Origin of the sequence: Paraburkholderia sp. C35, assembly GCF_003121405.1 — a bacterium.
Taxonomy (GTDB): Bacteria; Pseudomonadota; Gammaproteobacteria; order Burkholderiales; family Burkholderiaceae; genus Paraburkholderia.
The window spans coordinates 24,463-42,328 of sequence record NZ_QBUY01000051.1; the positions used below are offsets into that span (position 1 = coordinate 24,463).

Here is a 17,866-nt window from a genome sequence, read left to right on the forward strand (position 1 = left end):
ATCATGCAAACCAATCTCGACTCTCACGCGAAAGCCCTGCCCGATGCCGAGGAAGCGGAAAGCATTCTGCGCTCGTGCGTGCATTGCGGCTTTTGCAATGCGACGTGCCCGACCTATCAGTTGCTCGGCAATGAACTCGACGGGCCGCGCGGGCGCATCTATCTGATCAAGCAATTGCTCGAAGGCGAGCCTGTCACCGGGAAGACGCAGTTGCATCTGGATCGCTGCCTGACGTGCCGCAACTGTGAAACGACGTGTCCGTCGGGGGTGACGTATCACCGTTTGCTCGATATCGGACGCGCAGAACTCGAACGGCGTGTGGAACGGCCAGTTGCCGAGCGACTGACGCGGAAAGGTTTGCGCACGGTGATTCCGCGTCCTGCCGTGTTCAATGCATTGCTCAAGACAGGGCGTGCAGTGCGGCCTTGGTTGCCTTCGGGTGTGCAAAACAAGATTCCGGCGCGTGCTGCTGTACCTGCGAAGGCGCGGCCTGCTGTGCGTCACGCGCGGCGCGTGCTGATGCTCGAAGGTTGTGTGCAGCCGTCGCTGTCGCCGAATACGAATGCGGCGGCGGCACGCGTGCTCGACCGGCTTGGCATTAGCGTGATGCCTGTCAGCGAGGCCGGCTGCTGCGGCGCGACCGACTATCACCTGAATGCGCAAGAGGCAGGACTGGATCGCGCGCGCCGCAATATCGATGCATGGTGGCCTGCTGTCGACGCTGGCGCAGAAGCGATCGTTCAAACGGCGAGCGGTTGTGGCGCGTTCGTCAAGGAATATGGCCATCTGCTGCGGAACGATCCGCTTTATGCGGAGAAGGCCGCGCGGGTGAGTGCGCTGGCGCGGGATCTCGTCGAAGTGCTCTCGAATGAGCCGCTCGATGCGTTGCAGCCCGCCGATGATCCTGTCGCAACGCGCGTCGCGTTTCATTGCCCTTGCACGCTGCAGCATGCGCAAAAGCTTGGCGGGGCCGTTGAAGGTTTGCTGAATAGGCTTGGGTTCGATCTGTCGGCTGTGCCGGATGCGCATCTGTGCTGCGGGTCTGCCGGGACTTATTCGATTACCCAACCGGAACTGGCGATGCGGCTGCGGGACAACAAGATAGCGGCGCTCGAGAGTGGACGGCCCGATGTCATCGCGACCGCTAACGTGGGGTGTCAGATGCATCTCGATGGTGCGGGCAAGACGCGGGTGAGGCACTGGATTGAACTGGTGGAAGATGCCTGCGTCAGTACTCGCCCATAGCGCGAAACCTTCGGGTGCCGGAACTGCGCCACCCGAAACTCAGCTATCCTCGACAGGATCATTGCATTGCCGGCACGAACCGGTCTTCAGCAGCCCTGCAGTGGCGCAGTGAACCCGCGGCGAATCCCGCCGCGACAACAATAACCACAACGGTTCGCAACGGACGCAAGCGCGCCGGACACACCCACCGCCTTTTTTCGGCGCAGCCTGTCCATCAGCATGCGGCCCACGCGTCATTGTGATGGCGGCTCGATGTCATCGTCCGCCTCAACCCTATGACGGAGGCTCACATGCAATACCTGTTGATGATCTACACGGAAGAATCGGGCTGGAACCGGATGACGGACAGCGAGCGGCAGCAAGGCGTCGCTGCGTATCACGCGTACACGGAATAGCTGAAGAATGCCGAAGTGCTGACCGGCGCCAACCGTCTCCAGCACTCGAACACAGCCACCACAGTGCGCCTTCTCGACGGCAAGCCGCAGGTTCTGGACGGACCGTTTTCCGATTCGAAGGAACAGCTCGCGGGCTACTACCTGATCGACGTGTCCAACCTGGACGCGGCGATTGCGTGGGCGTCGCGGTGCCCCGGCGCGGTGCACGGCGTCATGGAAGTGCGCCCTGTCTGGACCGCTCCTTACGATGCGCCGTCCGCGCCATGACGCTCCCCGGCGGCGACCGTGACGCAGACGGCGCCGCGCGCTCGATCGCCGAGGCCGTTGCGCGCCGCAGCTACGGCAAGCTCGTCGCGCTGCTGTCGATGCGCACGCGCGACGTCGCCGCCGCCGAGGATGCACTGGCCGACGCGTTTGCAGCCGCGCTCGCCGACTGGCCGGTGCGTGGTTGTCCCACGAATCCCGAAGCCTGGTTGATGACAGTCGCGCGCCGCCGTGCCCTCGACGGCGCGCGCCATCGCCGCATCGGCGACGAGGTCCCGAACCAGCTTGTGATGCTCGCCGTCGAAATCGACGAGCACGAACCCGGCGCGCTGCCGGACCGGCGGCTGGCGGTGCTGTTCGCCTGCACGCACCCTGCCCTCGATGCCGCGATCCGCACGCCGCTGATGCTGCAGGTGGTGCTCGGTCTCGAAGCGAAGACGATTGCCTCCGCCTTCCTGATGTCGCCCACGGCGATGAGCAAGCGTCTGGTCCGCGCGAAGCACAAGATCCGCGAAGCGGGCATTCCGTTCAGCGTGCCCGAGCGCGACGCGTTGCGGGAGCGGCTCGACGCCGTGCTGGAAGCCGTCTACGCGGCGTACGCGGAGGGCTGGACCGATCCCGTTGGCGGCGATACCGAGCGGCGCGATCTGACGGGCGAAGCGCTGTTCCTTGCGCAACTGCTCGTCGAACTGTTGCCCGAAGAACCGGAAACGCTGGGGCTGCTCGCGCTGATGCTGTATGCACAGTCGCGTTGCGACGCGCGGCGTGACGCGGCGGGCAACTACGTGCCGCTGTCGGCGCAAGATCCCGCGACGTGGAACACATCGATGCTCGACGCCGCCGACGCGCTGCTGCGGCGCGCCAACGCGCTCAACGTAATCGGACGGTTTCAGCTGGAGGCCGCACTGCAGTCGGCGCACGTGCACCGCTGCCGCACGCACTGCCCGAACTGGCATGAGATCGTGCAACTTTATGATGCGTTGTTCGCCATTGCGGCGTCGCCGGTGGTCGCGGTGAACCGGGCGCTCGCGCTGGCCGAACGGGATGGTCCGCAGGCTGCGCTCGACGCGCTCGCTCCCTACGAAAACGATCCGCGACTGAACGATTACCAGCCTTACTGGGCCGCACGCGCCGATCTGCTCGCGCGCGTCGGCGCGACAGCCGAAGCACTCAATGCGTACGGTCTTGCTATCGGCCTGGAACGCGATCCCGCCGTGCGCAGGTTTTTGCAGAAACGGCGCGCAGCCCTGTCAGCGACGTCGTGATCGAAGTCGGGTTAGCCCGATGCAATCAGCCTCGCGCACCGCTCACGTCCCCACGGCCGCGTGTTCGCCACCGAACATCCTATACTGGCTTGGTCTGCCTGTTGTCTGCAATGCGCTCGAGGTCTGTGTTCGCACAACCGTTCGAGCGATATCCGCGCGCTCCGCGACGGAGGACTCACGGCGGTTGTGCCCTCCTCGCATCGAATGTCGCATCGCTGAGCGTCACCTCTTTTGCCCTGTCTGGACGAAAACCATGCTCACAATCGACGACATCCGGGCGATCCCCCTGTTCTCGACGCTCTCCGACAATGAACTGGAGAATCTCGCGCACACGTCTGCGGATCTGCAGTTGTGCGCGGGAGAATTCGCCGTCCATGAAGGTGGAGAGCGGGCGCTGTATGCCGTGCTCGCCGGGAAGATGGAAGTCATCAAGACGTTCGACGGGATCGAGCGCACGCTCGGCTGGCGTCTGCCTGGGACCATCTTCGGCGAAGTGCCGCTGGCGCTGAGTTCGCCGTTTCCGGGTGCTTACCGGGCCGCCGAGCCGTCTCGCGTGATGCGCGTGGACGCCCAACGCTACTACATGCTCGCCGCCGCGTCGCCGGACATCGCGTTGAAAATGGGCGCCCTTGCCCGCGAGCGCATCGGTGGGCTGCAAGGTCTTTCCGCCGAGCCGCCGAAGCCGCGCGTGACACTCGTCGGCAACCGGTGGGATATTGCGTGCACAGCATTGCGCCAGTTTCTCGCCCGCAACCAGATCAGTTCCGACTGGATGACACCCGACGCGCCCGAACTCACTGCACGCTGGCCGGGTGATCGCCCGTCAGAAGACGACTGCCCGGCATTGCGGCTCGCCGACGGAACGGTGCTCCGCCGGCCCGCAACACGCGAACTCGCCGACATGCTCGGCCTGCAGACGCAACCTCGCGTCGCCGCATACGACACATTGATCATCGGCGGCGGACCGGCGGGACTCGCGGCCGCCGTGTATGGCGCGTCGGAAGGTTTGCGCACGATGGTGGTGGAACGCGAGGCGCCCGGCGGGCAAGCGGGCACGTCGTCGCGCATCGAGAATTACCTCGGCTTCCCCAACGGCGTATCAGGCGATGAACTCGCGAGCCGCGCGTTGCAGCAGGCAAGGCGGCTGGGCGCAGAGATTCTGGTGACGCGGTCGGTCGCGCGCATCGATGTGCATGAACGCAACGTGTATCTCGATGGCGACGATGTGATCCACGCGCGCACCATCATTCTTGCGACGGGCGTCACATGGCGGCGGCTCGCCATCGAAGGCTTCGACCGCTTTATCGGCAAAGGTATCTACTATGGCGCGTCACGCAGCGAAGCCAACGCGACGCATGGACTCGATGTCTATCTGATCGGCGGTGGCAACTCGGCGGGCCAGGCGGCTTTGTATTTCGCCAATCATGCGCGCAAGGTCACGCTCATCCTGCGCGGCGACTCGCTGGAAAAGAGCATGTCGCGCTATCTGATCGAGCAGCTTCACAGCAAATTGAACGTGGCCGTGCAGTTGCGATCGGAAGTCGTCGGTGCACACGGCGATACCCATCTGACAGCCATCGATATACGCGATGCTACGAGCGCGACGGTAACCCGGCACGACTGCGGCGGACTGTTTGTGTTCATCGGCGCCGATGCCGAAACGGGCTGGTTGCCGCCGGAAATCGCGCGTGACGAACGCGGCTATGTGCTTACCGGCGACGATGTCGTCAAGGCAGGACAGTGGTCGCATAGCCGGGATCCGTTTCTGCTCGAATCGAGTGTTCCCGGCGTGTTTGCGTGTGGGGATGTGAGGTTGAGTCCCGTCAAGCGCGTAGCGTCGGCTGTCGGCGAAGGCAGCATGGCCATCGCGTTCGCGCATAAGTATTTGCAGTACGACGCCCGCTAGCCGCGCGCGCGGCAAGACAGCATCGGACCGGCGCTATCGCGCCTCGATAGCGCCCGAAGTCATTTACGCGAGCAAGAATAAAACTCGCTGGATTGCCGGCGTGCGACTGCGCTCACGCCACGCCTCACATCTTCCTTTCACTACACCTCGCGAATAAAAAATCGCGACGGCTGTAACCGCCATTCCTCCTGCTGCGAATTAGCTCATGTATCCGCCACGGATACCTACCATCTCAACCACTGGAGAACATCCATGTCCGCAAAGACCACCGTCAGCACCGCCCTGATCGCAGGCGCAGTTGCAAGCCTGCTCGCATCGGTTGCTCATGCTGCACCCCTCACGAAGGCTGAAATGGACGCTGCTGTCGGCGCTCACAAGGAGAAGTGCTACGGCGTCGCGCTGAAGGGGCAAAACGATTGTGCAGCAGGTCCGGGCACGACCTGTCAGGGCACATCGACTGTCGACTTCCAGGGCAACTCGTGGAAGTTCGTCCAGGGCGGCACGTGCACGAGCATCCAGGTGCCGGGCGGTTCGCACGGCTCGCTCGCGCCGACCAAATCCTGATCGCAGGCATCAACACGACGCACGAAACACAGAGGGCGTGTCATGAACGATTCCACCAGAACAGCGGCGGCATACGCAATTGGCCGGCCTCATTGCACGGCGCCGGCCATGGTCGGCACGAGCTTCAAGCACGCGCATCTCGACGCCATTCTCGCCGATGGCCTGAAGGACGGATTCTTCGAAGTCCACGCCGAGAACTACATGGGCGCGGGCGGCCCGCCGCATCGCATGCTGAGCGCGATCCGCGAGTCGTATCCGCTGTCGCTGCACGGTGTATGCATGTCGATTGGCGGGCCGCAGCCGCTCGATCTTCAGCATCTCGCGCGCTTTCGCGATCTCGTGCATCGCTATGAGCCGGCGTTCGTATCGGAGCATCTGGCGTGGTCGACGCATGGCGGTGCATTCTTCAACGACCTGCTGCCCCTGCCGTACACCAGCGACACGCTCGACAGCGTGTGCGCGCACATCGATCAGCTTCAGGATGCAATCCAGCGTCGCATCCTGCTCGAAAACCCATCCACGTATATCGCGTTCACGTCGTCGACGATGAGCGAGCCTGAGTTCATTCGCGCCGTCGCGCAACGCACCGGCTGCGGCTTGCTGCTCGATGTCAACAACGTGTTTGTCTCTGCTGTCAATCACGGCTATTCGGCGCAGGCGTATCTCGCAGCATTTCCGCTCGAACACGTGGGTGAGATTCATCTGGCCGGCCATAGTGAACAAGTCGACGACGAAAACGCGTTACTGCTCATCGACAGCCACGACCGCGCAATCGCCGATTCTGTCTGGGATCTCTACGCACAGGTCATTTCACGCATCGGTCCTGTTCCGACGCTGATCGAATGGGACAGCAATCTGCCTGAATGGTCAGGGTTACGCGCACAGGCGGACAAGGCACGACGCGTTGTCGAAGAAAGCACAGTAGACCTGATCGAGGCTACCGATCATGCAGCTTGAGCGCTCACACTGCGACTATGCTGCGGCGTTTGCGTCGGGTTTGACGAATCCGGCAGTCTCACCACCTTCCGGTATCGTCGCCACGGCAACCACAACCTCCGCGGCAACTAAAGGCGTGATCAGCCGCTACAACGTGTATCGCAACAACGTCACGGTGAGCCTGATCGACGCATTGGCTGCCGTCTATCCCGCCGTTCAGCGCATCACGGGTGTCGAGTTCTTCCGCGCGATGGCGCGCTTCCATATTCGCGCAACGCCGCCTGCGTCGCCGCTGCTGTTCGAGTATGGGCGCGATTTTCCCGCGTTCATCGAAACGTACGAGTACGCGCGCGAGATGCCCTGGCTCGCGGATACCGCACGTATCGAACGCGCGTGGCTCGACGCGTATCACGCGGCAGACGCAGCGCCGCTGCGCCCCGAAGCGCTGGCCGCCATCGATCCCACGTTGCTCGCGCACCTCCGTTTCGCGCCGCATCCCGCGACGCGCATTGTCACGTCGCGCTATCCCGCCGTCGCCATCTTCGCGATGAATCGCTCGAACCAGCCCGTCACGCCGCTCTGTTCGAGCGACGCGGAAGACGCGCTCATCACACGTCCGGAACAGGACGTCGTGGTGTCGCGCCTGCCGCCAGGCGGTGCGGCTTTCCTGATTGCACTCATCGACGGCGCGACGCTCGGCACGGCAGCCGCAGCCGCTTTCGATGCAACCGATTCATTCGATCTGCCCGCCAACCTGGCGGCCATGATGTCAGCCGGGGTGTTTTCCGGCCTTCAATCTGGAGCGTAAAAGGAATGTCGACCCAACCATCACCATCGAAAACCTTCGTCCCCGCCGTGATCGCGGCGCCGATTGCACGCGCGCGCCAACTCGTGGAACGGCTCGCGCAACCGTGGCTCGTGCAACTGGTTTTGCGGATTGCGCTCGCAGTGCCGTTCTGGCGATCGGGCATCCTCAAGTGGCATGGCTTCCTGCAACTCAACGACACGGCCATCGACCTCTTCACCGACGAGTTCAAGCTGCATCTGCCGGGCGGCCCCTATCCGTTTCCCGCCCCTGCCGTCTTCGCGTTTCTTTCCGCCTGCGGCGAGGTCGGATTTCCCGTGCTGCTGGTGCTCGGCTTCGGCACGCGGTTCGCAGCCGTGGGGCTGCTGCTGATGACCTGCATCATCGAATTGACCGTTCCCGATGGCTGGCCCATCCACATCACCTGGGCTGCCATGGCGCTCGCGATTGCCGCATGGGGCCCCGGCCTGATCTCGATCGACTATCTGCTCGGAGACCGGTCGAGCCGCACATGAATACGCGAGACCTCGTCGCCCGGCTCGCACACGACGCGTCGCCCGTCGACCGCAACGCCGTGTCGCGGCGGCTCAACCGTGCGCTGCTGCTCGGTCTCGCGGGCGATACGGCATTGCTGATCGCGCTGTATGGCATCCGATACGACATGCCTCAGCTGATCCTTACGTCGATGTTCTGGGCGCGCCTGGCGTTTCCGCTCGCCACCGTCGCCGCAGCCATGACGCTCGCGGACCGGCTCGGCCGCCCGGGCGCACCGCTCGGGCTGGCGTGGATCGCCGCTGGGTTGCCTGTCGTCACCATGCTGCTCGTGGCGGGCAGCATTCTTCTGGCTACGCCGCCCGGCTATCGGCTGCAACTGATGCTCGGCACGACCTGGCGCACGACGACCGCGAGCGTGATCCTGCTGTCGCTGCCTTCGCTCGCCGTCATGATGCACGCGATGAAAGGTCTCGCGCCGACCCGTCTGCCGCTTGCTGGCGCAGGCGCCGGATTGCTGGCGGGCGCGCAGGGGCTGATCGTGTACTCGTTGTACTGCTCGGAGATGGCCGCGCCGTTCTGGGGTGTGTGGTACGTGCTCGCCGTCGTCGTGACGGCTGCTATTGGCGCTGTTGCCGCGCCGCGTTATATGCGCTGGTGACGAGCCCTCGCAACCGCCGTTATCAACCCGTGTCTTTCTCGCCGAGTTCGATCAACGCATCGAGCGCGCGTTCGAACGCGCCTGTATCGCCCGTCGCAGCCTGCATGATGAGTGCGCCCTGCAAACGCGCGACCCAGTCTTCGGCAAAGGTCCCCGCCCGCCGCGCCGGCATGCCGCTTTCTTCGGCCAGTGACGCAATCGCGCCGATCCACAGATCGAACGCGACACGCAAGCCGTCCAGCGTGTCCGACCTCACCGACGATGTCGCGATCCGGCCCAGAACGCACTGCGTGCGTCCGCCCGAATAAATCTGGTTCAGCAGCGCCACGATCTTCCGGATGCGCACCTTGAGCGGCAAGGCCGATTTCGCCACGCCGGCGATTTCGCTATCGATCACGGCCGTGGCCCGCTCGAGCACGGCCTGCGCCATCTGCAGCTTGCCGTCCGGGAAATGGTGATAGAGGCTGGACTTGCCCAGCCCCGTTGCGCGCGAGACGTCGCTGAGCGAGGCGCCGTCAAATCCCTGCTCCTGAAACACAGCAAACAGGCGATCGACGATCTCGTCTTTCGAAATCGAGGCGGCGGCCATTTCTATCCTCCTACAGTATGAACCGACCGTTCGGTTCAATTCATGTGAAGGCAGTATAACACCCAAATAAAAACTTGACCGAATTCGAATCGTGAACTACTGTACCGATCGTTCGGTACAGTTTGAGTGTGGACGTACCGGCTCATCTCACCCTCTGGAGGTTGTCATGTCTGTAGCGCCCGCTTACCAAACTGTCTCCGTCGCTGACCGTCGCACGGGTTCCGCCCTCAACATCTTCTATCGCGATGCCGGACACAAGGACGCGCCCGCCGTGCTGTTGCTGCATGGCTTCCCGACTTCGAGCCACCAGTATCGTGGGCTGATCAGCCGACTCGCCGACAAGTACCGCGTGGTGGCGCCCGACCTGCCGGGTTTTGGTTTCTCCGACGCGCCCGAAGCCGGCGCCTTCGGCTACACGTTCGATCATCTTGCCGAGGTCATCGAAAACTTTACTGACGCGATCGGCCTGAACCGTTACGCGTTGTATGTGTTCGATTACGGCGCACCCGTGGGTTTCCGCCTCGCTGCGTCGCGCCCCGAACGCGTGAGCGCGCTCATTTCGCAAAACGGCAATGCGTACGAAGAAGGTCTCAGCGACGGCTGGAATCCCATCCGCGCCTACTGGCAAGCGCCGACGGAAGACAACCGCAACAACCTGCGCGCTTTCCTGAAGTCGGAAACGACGCAGTTCCAGTACACGCACGGCGAATCGGATACCGCGCGGATCGCGCCCGAGTCGTACACGCTCGACCAGCATTTCCTCGATCGCGCGGGCAATGCGGACATCCAGCTGGATCTGTTCGGCGACTACAAGTCGAACGTGGCGGCGTATCCGCGTTTTCACGAATACTTCCGCACGCATCGTCCGCCGACGCTGGCCGTGTGGGGCAAGAACGATCCGTTCTTTCTGCCGGCGGGTGCTGAAGCCTTCCGCCGCGATCTGCCCGATGCTGAAGTGCACTTCGTCGACGGGGGTCACTTCCCACTGGAATCGCACCTGGACGAAGTGGCAGGCATCATCCGTTCGTTCCTTGCCAAGACGCTCGATGTCGCGCAAGGGAAGGCGCTGTTCGGTGAATTGACGGAAGCCTCCGCGCCGCCGGCTGCGCAAGAGTTGTTCGAAGTCATGCGTGGCGTGTTCGGATTCGTGCCGACGCTGGGCTATGCGGTTGCGGCGGAACCGTCGGTGCTGGGCGCGTACATCACGATGCTGCAGTCGTTGGGTGCGACTTCGCTCGATCCCATTGCGCAACAAGTGGCACTGGTCTCGGCAAGCCGCGCGAACTCGGCCGATTACGGCATTGCCGTGCACGCGACGTTTGCCGCCAAGCTCGGCGCCTCCGCCGATGTCGTCGAAGCGCTGCGCAACGGTGGTCCGATTGCGGACGCGAAGCTCGAAGCCGTGCGCCGCTTCGCAGCCGCGATCGCAACGAACCGCACGCAGGTATCGGATAGCGACGTCAACGCGCTGAAGGCAGCGGGCTACGATCATCGCGCGATGGTGGCGATTGCACTGGCAGCGTCCGCGAAGACGTTGGTGAACACGATTGCGCACCTGTCGCATGCAGAGATCGATGCGGGTTTTCGCGCGCAGTAATCATCACTGCGTCGGACCCGGCCTGCGCCTGAACGCGCTCGGGTCCGTTCCATGCATCGCGTGAAATGCCTGCGAGAAATTGCTCCGGCTCGAAAAGCCAACCATCCTCGCGACTTCGGCAACCGGAAGCGCTGTCGTCGCCAGCAATTCCGCTGCTTTCCGTAAGCGCACGAGCTTAAGCATGCTCATCGGCGGCTGACCAAATGCTTTCATGAACTGCGCTGCGAAAGCGGAACGGCTCATACCCGCAATATCGGCCAGCCGCTCCACTGACAACGGCGAAGCCGGCCGTTCGAAAATCGCCTCCAGCGCCGCCGCCAGCCGTTTGTCGGCAAAGCCCGCGGCCCAAGGCAGTTCAGTGCCCGCGTGCTCGACCTGCCGACGCATCACCATGATCAGACATTGCTTGAGCAGCGCCTCGACCAGTGCGCGCGAACCGAGCCCTGGCCGCGCGCATTCCGCGAGCAGCAGGACGAACTGATTCTTCAGGCCCGACTGCCCGTCGAATTGCGCGATAAGTGGCCGACGCAGCGCCCTGAATGGATCGCTGGCGTGATTCGTATCGAGTTGCAATTCACCGCATGCCGTGGCGACGCCCGTCACGCCGTACCCTGCCTGCACGGTCGGTATGGTTTCGCGCGCGGGCCAATCGGTGAGACGCGCATGGTTCGTCTCGTTAGCGGGCATCGAACGGCTGCTTTCGATCCGGTAAGCCACACCGGGCGGCAACAGCACGAAGCTGTGCGATGTCAGCGCGATGCGCTCGCCGCCTTGCGTCACCAGTGCGCCCGTGCCTTCCATGCAGTAGTGAAGGCTGGCCGTGGTGCAGGCATCGAAACGCGCACTCCAGCCATCGCGTATATCGCACAGCGTGAAATTCGCCACGCCGATGTCCAGCGCCGCCAGAAAACGTTCGAGGACAGGAAGCTCAAAGATAGCGCCGTTAGCCATGGACGGATTCGCACCAGGTCGAGACCAATTGGAACATGGACCTCTCTACTATAAGCATGCAGGTCATTGATTACTGGAGAATCTCATGTTCGATATGAAGCATCTTAGCCGTCTGAAGAAACTGGACGAAAACGCACCGGAAGCCATGAAAAGTTTCTGGGCCTTCGACAAGGCCGTGTTTGCAGAAGGCGCATTGAGCGCGCAGCAGAAGCAGTTGATCGCCGTCGCCGTCGCGTTGACGACGCAGTGCCCTTACTGCATCGAGTTGCACACCAAGGCGGCGCGCGACGAAGGCGCAAGCGAAGCGCAACTGTCCGAAGCCGCCCTCGTGGCAGCAGCGATTCGTGCAGGCGGCGCCATCACGCACGCTACGCATCTGTTCCGTGGCTAAGCCCGTCTCATAGGAATAGGCAATAAACACAGAGTTTGTGATCTGATTTGCGGGCCCGCGGAAGAATACTATGCATTCGTCCATTTCATTTGCGAGGTTCACATGTCAGGCAACAAGACTTTGCTCATCACCGGCGTCAGCAGCGGATTCGGCCGTGCTCTGGCTGGCGAAGCGCTGGCGTCCGGTCATCGCGTGATCGGCACGGTGCGCAGCGAACAGGCGAAAGCGGAGTTCGAAGCACTGAAACCGGGCAGCGCCATCGCGCGCGTGCTCGACGTCACGGATTTTGAAGCGATCGATCGCGTGGTCGCCGACATCGAAGCGTCGGCGGGACCGATCGATGTGCTCGTCAACAACGCCGGATACGGCCATGAAGGCGTGATGGAAGAATCGCCGCTCGCCGACATGCGCCGGCAATTCGACGTCAATGTGTTCGGCGCCGTCGCGATGATGAAGGCCGTGTTGCCCGCGATGCGCGCACGCCGGCGCGGCCACATTCTCAACATCACGTCGATGGGCGGCTTCATCACGATGCCCGGCATCACGTACTACTGCGGCAGCAAGTTCGCGCTGGAAGGCATCTCGGAAGCGCTCGGCAAGGAAGTGAAGCCGTTCGGCATCCACGTCACCGCCGTCGCGCCTGGCTCGTTTCGCACCGACTGGGCAGGCCGCTCGATGGTCCGCTCGCCGCGCTCCATTCCCGACTACGACGCGCTTTTCGATCCCATCCGGACGGCGCGCGAAGAAAAGAGCGGCAAGCAGCTGGGCGATCCCGTGAAGGCCGCGCGTGCGATGCTGGCCGTGATCGACAGCGATCATCCTCCGGCGCATCTGTTGCTTGGCAGCGATGCCCTCGCGCTCGTGCGTGCGAAGCTGTCGGCCATCGAGGAGGAAATCGGCGCCTGGGAAACGCTGACGACATCGACGGACGGCTGACCTGGCGTGTGAACGCCCGGCTTGCCTGTGCACGGAATCCGAACGCCGATCGATGTCTTGTGTATCGTTACGCACATGACATCGATTGAAGATTGAAAAATGAACCATCCCATGAAGCGTTCGACGATCTGGGCAGCATGGCCGGTGCTGGTGCTCGCGCTCTCAGGCTGTGCCGCAGGCGGTTCAGGCGGCTCAGGCAGCACGACGCATCTGAGCGCCGTACAATGCCGCGACCTGACCGAGCTTCGCAACCACGCGCCCCTCGACCATCAGCGCAACATGAGCGAACTCGCGGCGTTGAGGTCCGCAGGTTATGACCCGTCGCGATGGTATGACCCGTACTATCCGGACGATCTCGAAGCCGCGCAGCGTCAGGTCGATCGGTGGTATCAGGCGGAATGCCAGCAGGCGAACGTGCAGTGAGCGGAAAGCGCATCCCGCACGGTCTTTTTGCAGCCGTGCTCATCGGCGATAATTGCGCGCATCTGACCAACCGGAACCGAACCCGGCCTCCGACTTCCCTACGTCCACGGATGCGCCGGACACCCCGCACAGCATGAGCAAAACCGCAATACAGCAGCGCCGGATCGACGCGATGCTTCACGATGCCGTGACGATGCAGCAAAACGGCGCGCAGGCCGAAGCCGAGGAGATCTATCGCGAGATCCTCGCCTTGCGGCCTCTGCACTTCGACGCGATCCAGTTGCTTGGCGCCCTGTTGCTGCAGACTGGGCGTATCGAAGACGGCATCCCGCTGTTGCAGAAAGCCGTTTCGATCAACGCGAAGCAGGCACCGCTGCATTCGAATCTCGCTTACGCGTATAACGTGCAGCGCCGCTTCAGCGAAGGCCTTGCCAGCGCAAACCGCGCGCTCGCATTGCAAGCCGGTTTTCCTGATGCGTTGAACAATCAGGGCAATGCACTCGCCGGACTCGACAGGCCAGCTGAAGCGCTGGCGAGCTTCGACAAGGCGCTCGCCTCGCAGCCGGGTCTCGCGCAGGCATGGAACAATCGCGCCTGCGTGCTGCGAGATCTCGACCGTCCCGCCGATGCGCTCGCAAGTTGCGATCAGGCTATCGCGCTGCAGTCCCGCTATGCCGACGCATGGAGCAATCGCGCGAATGCGCTGAGCGACATGAACCGTCCAACGGATGCCCAGGCGAGCTATCAGCGCGCGCTCGAACTGGCGCCCGCCTTCGTCGATGCATGGAACAATCTTGGCCTGACCTTCGTCGATATGAAACTGCACGACGAAGCGCTGCGTGCCTATGAAAAGGCGCTCGCGTTGGACCCGAACTCCGCCGAATCTCACTGGAACTACGCGCTATGCCTGCTGCAGACTGGGCGGCTCGACGAGGGCTGGCGCGAATACGAATGGCGTTGGCAACGCCATCGCATCAAGGCCTCTCAACGTGGCTTCACGCAGCCCTTGTGGCTGGGCGACTTCTCACTGGAAGGCAAGACCATTCTGCTGCACGCCGAGCAGGGACTCGGCGACACGCTGCAGTTTTGCCGCTACGCGCCGCTCGTCGCTGCGATGGGTGCGCGCGTGATTCTGGAGGCGCCCAAAGAACTGATGCGGCTGATCGCAACGCTCGACGGCGTTGCCGAACTCGTCGAGCAAGGTCAGGCGTTACCCGATTTCGATTGCCACGCACCGTTGCTCAGTTTGCCGCTCGCGTTCAGGACGGATGTCGCGAAGATCCCTTGCAACGTGCCGTATCTGTTCGCGGATAAAGCGGCCTCGCAGCGCTGGTCGCTGCGTCTCGCGGACGACGGCGCGTCTGCATTGAAAGTCGGGCTTGTGGGGGCTGGCGGAAACCGTCCGCATGTCGCTGAACTGCGGAAGACCGACGCGCGCCGCTCGATGACGCTGGACATGCTCAGTTCGATTCTCGACGTGCCTCAAGTGCGTTTCTACAGCCTGCAGAAAGGACCAGCCGCACAGCAACTGCGTGATGCTGACAAGCTGGCCGCACAGGTCATCGACTACACCGATGAACTCGAAGATTTCGCCGACACTGCTGCGTTAGTAGACAACCTGGATCTCATCATCACAGTCGATACCGCCGTCGCGCATCTCGCTGGCGCGATGAACAAGCCGGTGTGGATCATGAACCGTTTCGATACGTGCTGGCGCTGGCTGCTCGATCGCACCGACAGTCCGTGGTATCCGCGTGCACGACTCTTCAGGCAGCCGGCACTAGGCGACTGGCAGAGCGTTGTGCATGCAGTGCGCGACGCGCTGGCTGCAGGGGATGCGTCTGCCGTTTAAGACCTCGGATCAGACACACCGAGTTATAAATCAATCGGAGTCCATAGGGTGAGACGTGAAGACATTCACGCTCACCCTTTTTATTGCATTTCACACGCACTCCAAACTGTTCTCTTCAGTAGCCTTTCCATATCCCAGGTTTTCCCAACACCCCTTTTTAAAGGCAGATTTACAAGCTCGTTTGTCTCGCACTGCTTGAAAATGCTGTTGTGCAGCAAGCTGCGGGGACATTTAGCGAATCCGCATACGTCAGGGATTTCACCAAGTATTCTCGAATTGTCTGCTGTGCGACGCTATGTCACATGCCCTTCCTAATGGAGACAGGCATGCAAACTGAGAAACAAAAGAAAGCAGCAGTCGGAGCTTTTCTTAATCGGTCGGCTCTGTTCCTGCTGATGTTGCCAGTTGCCTGCTTTTTCTGGGCGCTCCACGCCTACCCTCCTCACGACGCATATTGGCTCGGCTTTGCCGCAGTCGTTTATGTGTGGCCCATAGCCGGGATTCTGTTTGTGATCGCGGCGGGCTTTCATGTCAGCCGCGCGCAACGGCGAATGGAAGCATCCAGCGAGCACCAGCTCCTGCGACGCATTTTTCATCCGTCGCGGTAACACCTGAACGCAATCTCGCCAGCGTCGCGCAGTGTTGCGGCGCAGCGAGACAGGTTGCTCATCGCCTGGTCGATGCTGTGCGTGAAGCGTTCTTTCGCACAGTCGCGATTGCCGATGACAGGTGTGCTTGCGAGTCGCCAGGCTCGACCTTGTGTTGCCCTCTGACCGGCGCAGTGTTATAAAGCCGTGTCGGAAAAGGCAGACTTGGTTTGGTAAGCCCAAGTCCTTTCGGTAACGAAAGCTCTGGTCTTTGGCCTCGCGCATGAGATCCCCACGACGAACATCTGACGCTGCACAAGCGTCCTGACGTTCGTCCGTGTGGCGCTCAACTGAGGAACGCTCCGGTCGAACATCGACAATGGAGCCGTTCATGCACGAGCAACACTCATCTATTTACGACGTCATCATTGCGGGAGCCGGTCCTGTCGGCCTGTTTCTCGCCTGCGAGCTGCGCCTGTCCGGGTTATCCGTGCTGGTGCTGGAGCGCGCCGACCATCCCCACTCTGCGTTCAAACGCCTTCCGTTCGGAATGCGCGGCCTGTCTGCCTCGACGATCGAAGCCCTGGACCGTCGCGGCCTGCTCGACGAACTGGTGTCGGCTGAACGCGCCACCGACGGTACGGCAAAAATCGCAGCCAGCGCGCACTGGATACAACAGCCGCGCCGCGCTGCCGGCCATTTCGCCGGCATTCCGTTCTATCACGACGATGTCGACGTTTCGCAGTGGCCGTACCGCCTGCCAGACTCCGCCGACGTCAGCATGGCAGTCTCCCTGGAAACGCTCGAATCGGTGCTGGCCGAACGGGCCGTCACGATGGGTGCCGAAATACGACGCGGCGTCGGTGTCGACGACATGCACTCGTCCGACCACGATGTCACCGTCCATGCAAATGGCGAGACATTTCGCGGACGCTGGCTGGTCGGCTGCGACGGTGGCCGCAGTGCGGTCCGCAAGGCAGGCGGCTTCAAATTCACCGGCACCGAGCCGGAGTTCACCGGCTATTCCGTTGACGTCGAGATGCGCGATCCCGATGCGTTGCGCCCCGGCCGGCACTACACGGCCACGGGCATGTACACCTACGCGCGACCCGGCACCATCGCGATGGTGGAATTCGACGGCGGCGCCTGTCACCGGATGCAACCGATCACGCAAGACCATGTGCAGGCCGTGCTGCGACGCGTGTCCGGCGTACCCGTCGATCTGACCGCGCTCAAACTCGCGACGACCTGGACGGATCGTGCGTTTCAGGCAACCACTTATCGCAAAGGACGGGTGCTGCTCGCAGGCGACGCTGCGCACATCCATTCGCCGCTTGGCGGTCAGGGACTCAATCTCGGCCTTGGTGACGCGATGAACCTGGGCTGGAAGCTGGCGCTCACGATCCGTGGCAACGCGCCCGACGGTCTGCTCGACAGCTATCAACAGGAGCGGCACGCCGTGGGCGCGAGTGTGCTCGACTGGTCGCGCGCGCAAGTCGCGCTGATGCGGCCTACCCAAAGCACGCGCGCGCTCGAAGCCATCATGCGCGATCTCATCGGGACGCGTGACGGCGCAACCTATTTTGCCGAACGCGTGTGGGGCACATCGCTGCGCTATGCGTGCGTCGGCAGTCATCCACTCGCGGGCCGCAGCATGCCGGATTTCGAACTGCTCGACGGAACGAAAGCGGGTGACCTGCTACGCGCAGGAAAAGCCCTGTTTCTCGACTTCGATGCAAACGCCGCCTTGCAAACACTGACTACCCGATGGCAACGGCAGGTCACGTATATCGCAGGCGATGTCAAAAACCGGCTGGGCGTGAGCGCCGTGCTGGTACGTCCGGACGGGATCGTCGCGTGGGCCAGCGAAGACGCCACCGAGCACGACGAACTGGTTCAAGCCCTCTTGCGCTGGTTTGCCGAACCCGAGCATGTGGACTGCGCGCCTCGCTGACCGTCCTATCGGAGACATCACGCCCAAAACGAAGCGCGCATTTTCCGGCCCTT

General features: G+C 62.6%; 17 protein-coding genes and 1 pseudogene. 16 read left to right on the top strand and 2 right to left on the bottom strand.

Annotated elements, in window-relative coordinates:
• Positions 1-3 precede the first annotated feature (3 nt).
• From glcF to DK391_RS25900, 9 genes and pseudogenes are all read left to right on the top strand, one after another.
• On the top strand, positions 4-1,245 hold the full coding sequence (glcF, locus tag DK391_RS25860; protein ID WP_109480847.1) for a glycolate oxidase subunit GlcF: 1,242 nt from the start codon (positions 4-6) through the stop codon (positions 1,243-1,245).
• A 290-nt stretch (positions 1,246-1,535) separates the two neighbouring features.
• Positions 1,536-1,907: pseudogene (locus DK391_RS25865) on the top strand (YciI family protein).
• Positions 1,904-3,169: a DUF6596 domain-containing protein gene (locus DK391_RS25870; RefSeq protein ID WP_109480848.1), complete on the top strand. Its 1,266-nt coding sequence runs from the start codon at positions 1,904-1,906 to the stop codon at positions 3,167-3,169. Before DK391_RS25865 ends, DK391_RS25870 begins: the two are co-directional and overlap by 4 nt.
• 253 nt (positions 3,170-3,422) lie before the next feature.
• Positions 3,423-5,075 carry a cyclic nucleotide-binding domain-containing thioredoxin-disulfide reductase gene (locus DK391_RS25875; RefSeq protein ID WP_109480849.1) on the top strand — a complete coding sequence of 551 codons (1,653 nt, stop codon included), beginning with the start codon at positions 3,423-3,425 and terminating at the stop codon, positions 5,073-5,075.
• 252 nt (positions 5,076-5,327) lie between these two features.
• The gene (locus tag DK391_RS25880) at positions 5,328-5,639 is read left to right on the top strand and encodes a DUF2282 domain-containing protein (RefSeq protein ID WP_109480850.1); all 312 of its coding nucleotides are present in this window, start codon (positions 5,328-5,330) and stop codon (positions 5,637-5,639) included.
• Between the two features lie 42 nt (positions 5,640-5,681).
• Complete coding sequence (locus DK391_RS25885) at positions 5,682-6,596, top strand: DUF692 domain-containing protein (protein WP_109480851.1); 915 nt, start codon at positions 5,682-5,684, stop codon at positions 6,594-6,596.
• Positions 6,586-7,383, top strand: coding sequence for a DNA-binding domain-containing protein (locus DK391_RS25890; RefSeq protein ID WP_109480852.1), 798 nt, complete (start codon positions 6,586-6,588; stop codon positions 7,381-7,383). The genes DK391_RS25885 and DK391_RS25890 overlap by 11 nt, the downstream gene beginning before the upstream one ends.
• A gap of 5 nt (positions 7,384-7,388) precedes the next feature.
• Positions 7,389-7,895 (top strand): DoxX family protein, encoded by a 507-nt coding sequence (locus tag DK391_RS25895; protein WP_109480853.1) that lies wholly within the window; start codon positions 7,389-7,391, stop codon positions 7,893-7,895.
• Complete coding sequence (locus DK391_RS25900) at positions 7,892-8,533, top strand: DUF1109 domain-containing protein (RefSeq protein ID WP_109480854.1); 642 nt, start codon at positions 7,892-7,894, stop codon at positions 8,531-8,533. The genes DK391_RS25895 and DK391_RS25900 overlap by 4 nt, the downstream gene beginning before the upstream one ends.
• Positions 8,534-8,555: 22 nt before the next feature.
• Here the strand turns inward: DK391_RS25900 and DK391_RS25905 are convergent, their stop codons facing one another.
• Positions 8,556-9,122, bottom strand: a complete 567-nt coding sequence (locus tag DK391_RS25905; RefSeq protein WP_109480855.1) for a TetR/AcrR family transcriptional regulator — start codon at positions 9,120-9,122, stop codon at positions 8,556-8,558.
• Between the two features lie 166 nt (positions 9,123-9,288).
• On the opposite strand from DK391_RS25905, the gene DK391_RS45725 reads away from it, so the two are divergent.
• Positions 9,289-10,719, top strand: a complete 1,431-nt coding sequence (locus DK391_RS45725; protein WP_109480856.1) for an alpha/beta fold hydrolase — start codon at positions 9,289-9,291, stop codon at positions 10,717-10,719.
• Between the two features lie 3 nt (positions 10,720-10,722).
• On the opposite strand, the gene DK391_RS25915 is transcribed toward DK391_RS45725, so the two are convergent.
• Positions 10,723-11,670 (bottom strand): AraC family transcriptional regulator, encoded by a 948-nt coding sequence (locus DK391_RS25915; RefSeq protein ID WP_109480857.1) that lies wholly within the window; start codon positions 11,668-11,670, stop codon positions 10,723-10,725.
• An 85-nt stretch (positions 11,671-11,755) separates the two neighbouring features.
• Here DK391_RS25915 and DK391_RS25920 point away from each other — a divergent pair, with 85 nt between their 5' ends.
• The 6 genes from DK391_RS25920 to DK391_RS25945 all read left to right on the top strand — a co-directional run bounded on the left by DK391_RS25920 (position 11,756) and on the right by DK391_RS25945 (position 17,813).
• The gene (locus DK391_RS25920; protein ID WP_109480858.1) at positions 11,756-12,061 is read left to right on the top strand and encodes a carboxymuconolactone decarboxylase family protein; all 306 of its coding nucleotides are present in this window, start codon (positions 11,756-11,758) and stop codon (positions 12,059-12,061) included.
• 102 nt (positions 12,062-12,163) lie between these two features.
• A complete protein-coding gene (locus DK391_RS25925; RefSeq protein ID WP_109480859.1) occupies positions 12,164-12,997 on the top strand; it encodes an oxidoreductase in 834 nt (277 codons plus the stop codon).
• A 111-nt stretch (positions 12,998-13,108) separates the two neighbouring features.
• Positions 13,109-13,420, top strand: a complete 312-nt coding sequence (locus DK391_RS25930) for a hypothetical protein (RefSeq protein WP_109480860.1) — start codon at positions 13,109-13,111, stop codon at positions 13,418-13,420.
• Positions 13,421-13,553: 133 nt separating this feature from the next.
• Positions 13,554-15,272 (top strand): tetratricopeptide repeat protein, encoded by a 1,719-nt coding sequence (locus DK391_RS25935; RefSeq protein ID WP_109480861.1) that lies wholly within the window; start codon positions 13,554-13,556, stop codon positions 15,270-15,272.
• 326 nt (positions 15,273-15,598) lie between these two features.
• Positions 15,599-15,880, top strand: coding sequence for a hypothetical protein (locus DK391_RS25940; RefSeq protein WP_239482952.1), 282 nt, complete (start codon positions 15,599-15,601; stop codon positions 15,878-15,880).
• A 370-nt stretch (positions 15,881-16,250) separates the two neighbouring features.
• On the top strand, positions 16,251-17,813 hold the full coding sequence (locus tag DK391_RS25945; protein WP_109480862.1) for an FAD-dependent monooxygenase: 1,563 nt from the start codon (positions 16,251-16,253) through the stop codon (positions 17,811-17,813).
• Positions 17,814-17,866 lie beyond the last annotated feature (53 nt).

Coding starts and splice junctions, on each gene's coding strand:
- DK391_RS45725 (WP_109480856.1), top strand. CDS start 9,289: ATGTCTGTAGCGCCCGCTTACCAAACTGTCTCCGTCGCTGACCGTCGC.
- DK391_RS25905 (WP_109480855.1), bottom strand. CDS start 9,122: ATGGCCGCCGCCTCGATTTCGAAAGACGAGATCGTCGATCGCCTGTTT.
- DK391_RS25935 (WP_109480861.1), top strand. CDS start 13,554: ATGAGCAAAACCGCAATACAGCAGCGCCGGATCGACGCGATGCTTCAC.
- DK391_RS25920 (WP_109480858.1), top strand. CDS start 11,756: ATGTTCGATATGAAGCATCTTAGCCGTCTGAAGAAACTGGACGAAAAC.
- DK391_RS25945 (WP_109480862.1), top strand. CDS start 16,251: ATGCACGAGCAACACTCATCTATTTACGACGTCATCATTGCGGGAGCC.
- DK391_RS25930 (WP_109480860.1), top strand. CDS start 13,109: ATGAAGCGTTCGACGATCTGGGCAGCATGGCCGGTGCTGGTGCTCGCG.
- DK391_RS25880 (WP_109480850.1), top strand. CDS start 5,328: ATGTCCGCAAAGACCACCGTCAGCACCGCCCTGATCGCAGGCGCAGTT.
- DK391_RS25895 (WP_109480853.1), top strand. CDS start 7,389: ATGTCGACCCAACCATCACCATCGAAAACCTTCGTCCCCGCCGTGATC.
- DK391_RS25875 (WP_109480849.1), top strand. CDS start 3,423: ATGCTCACAATCGACGACATCCGGGCGATCCCCCTGTTCTCGACGCTC.
- DK391_RS25925 (WP_109480859.1), top strand. CDS start 12,164: ATGTCAGGCAACAAGACTTTGCTCATCACCGGCGTCAGCAGCGGATTC.
- DK391_RS25870 (WP_109480848.1), top strand. CDS start 1,904: ATGACGCTCCCCGGCGGCGACCGTGACGCAGACGGCGCCGCGCGCTCG.
- DK391_RS25900 (WP_109480854.1), top strand. CDS start 7,892: ATGAATACGCGAGACCTCGTCGCCCGGCTCGCACACGACGCGTCGCCC.
- DK391_RS25885 (WP_109480851.1), top strand. CDS start 5,682: ATGAACGATTCCACCAGAACAGCGGCGGCATACGCAATTGGCCGGCCT.
- DK391_RS25890 (WP_109480852.1), top strand. CDS start 6,586: ATGCAGCTTGAGCGCTCACACTGCGACTATGCTGCGGCGTTTGCGTCG.
- DK391_RS25940 (WP_239482952.1), top strand. CDS start 15,599: ATGCAAACTGAGAAACAAAAGAAAGCAGCAGTCGGAGCTTTTCTTAAT.
- DK391_RS25915 (WP_109480857.1), bottom strand. CDS start 11,670: ATGGCTAACGGCGCTATCTTTGAGCTTCCTGTCCTCGAACGTTTTCTG.
- glcF (WP_109480847.1), top strand. CDS start 4: ATGCAAACCAATCTCGACTCTCACGCGAAAGCCCTGCCCGATGCCGAG.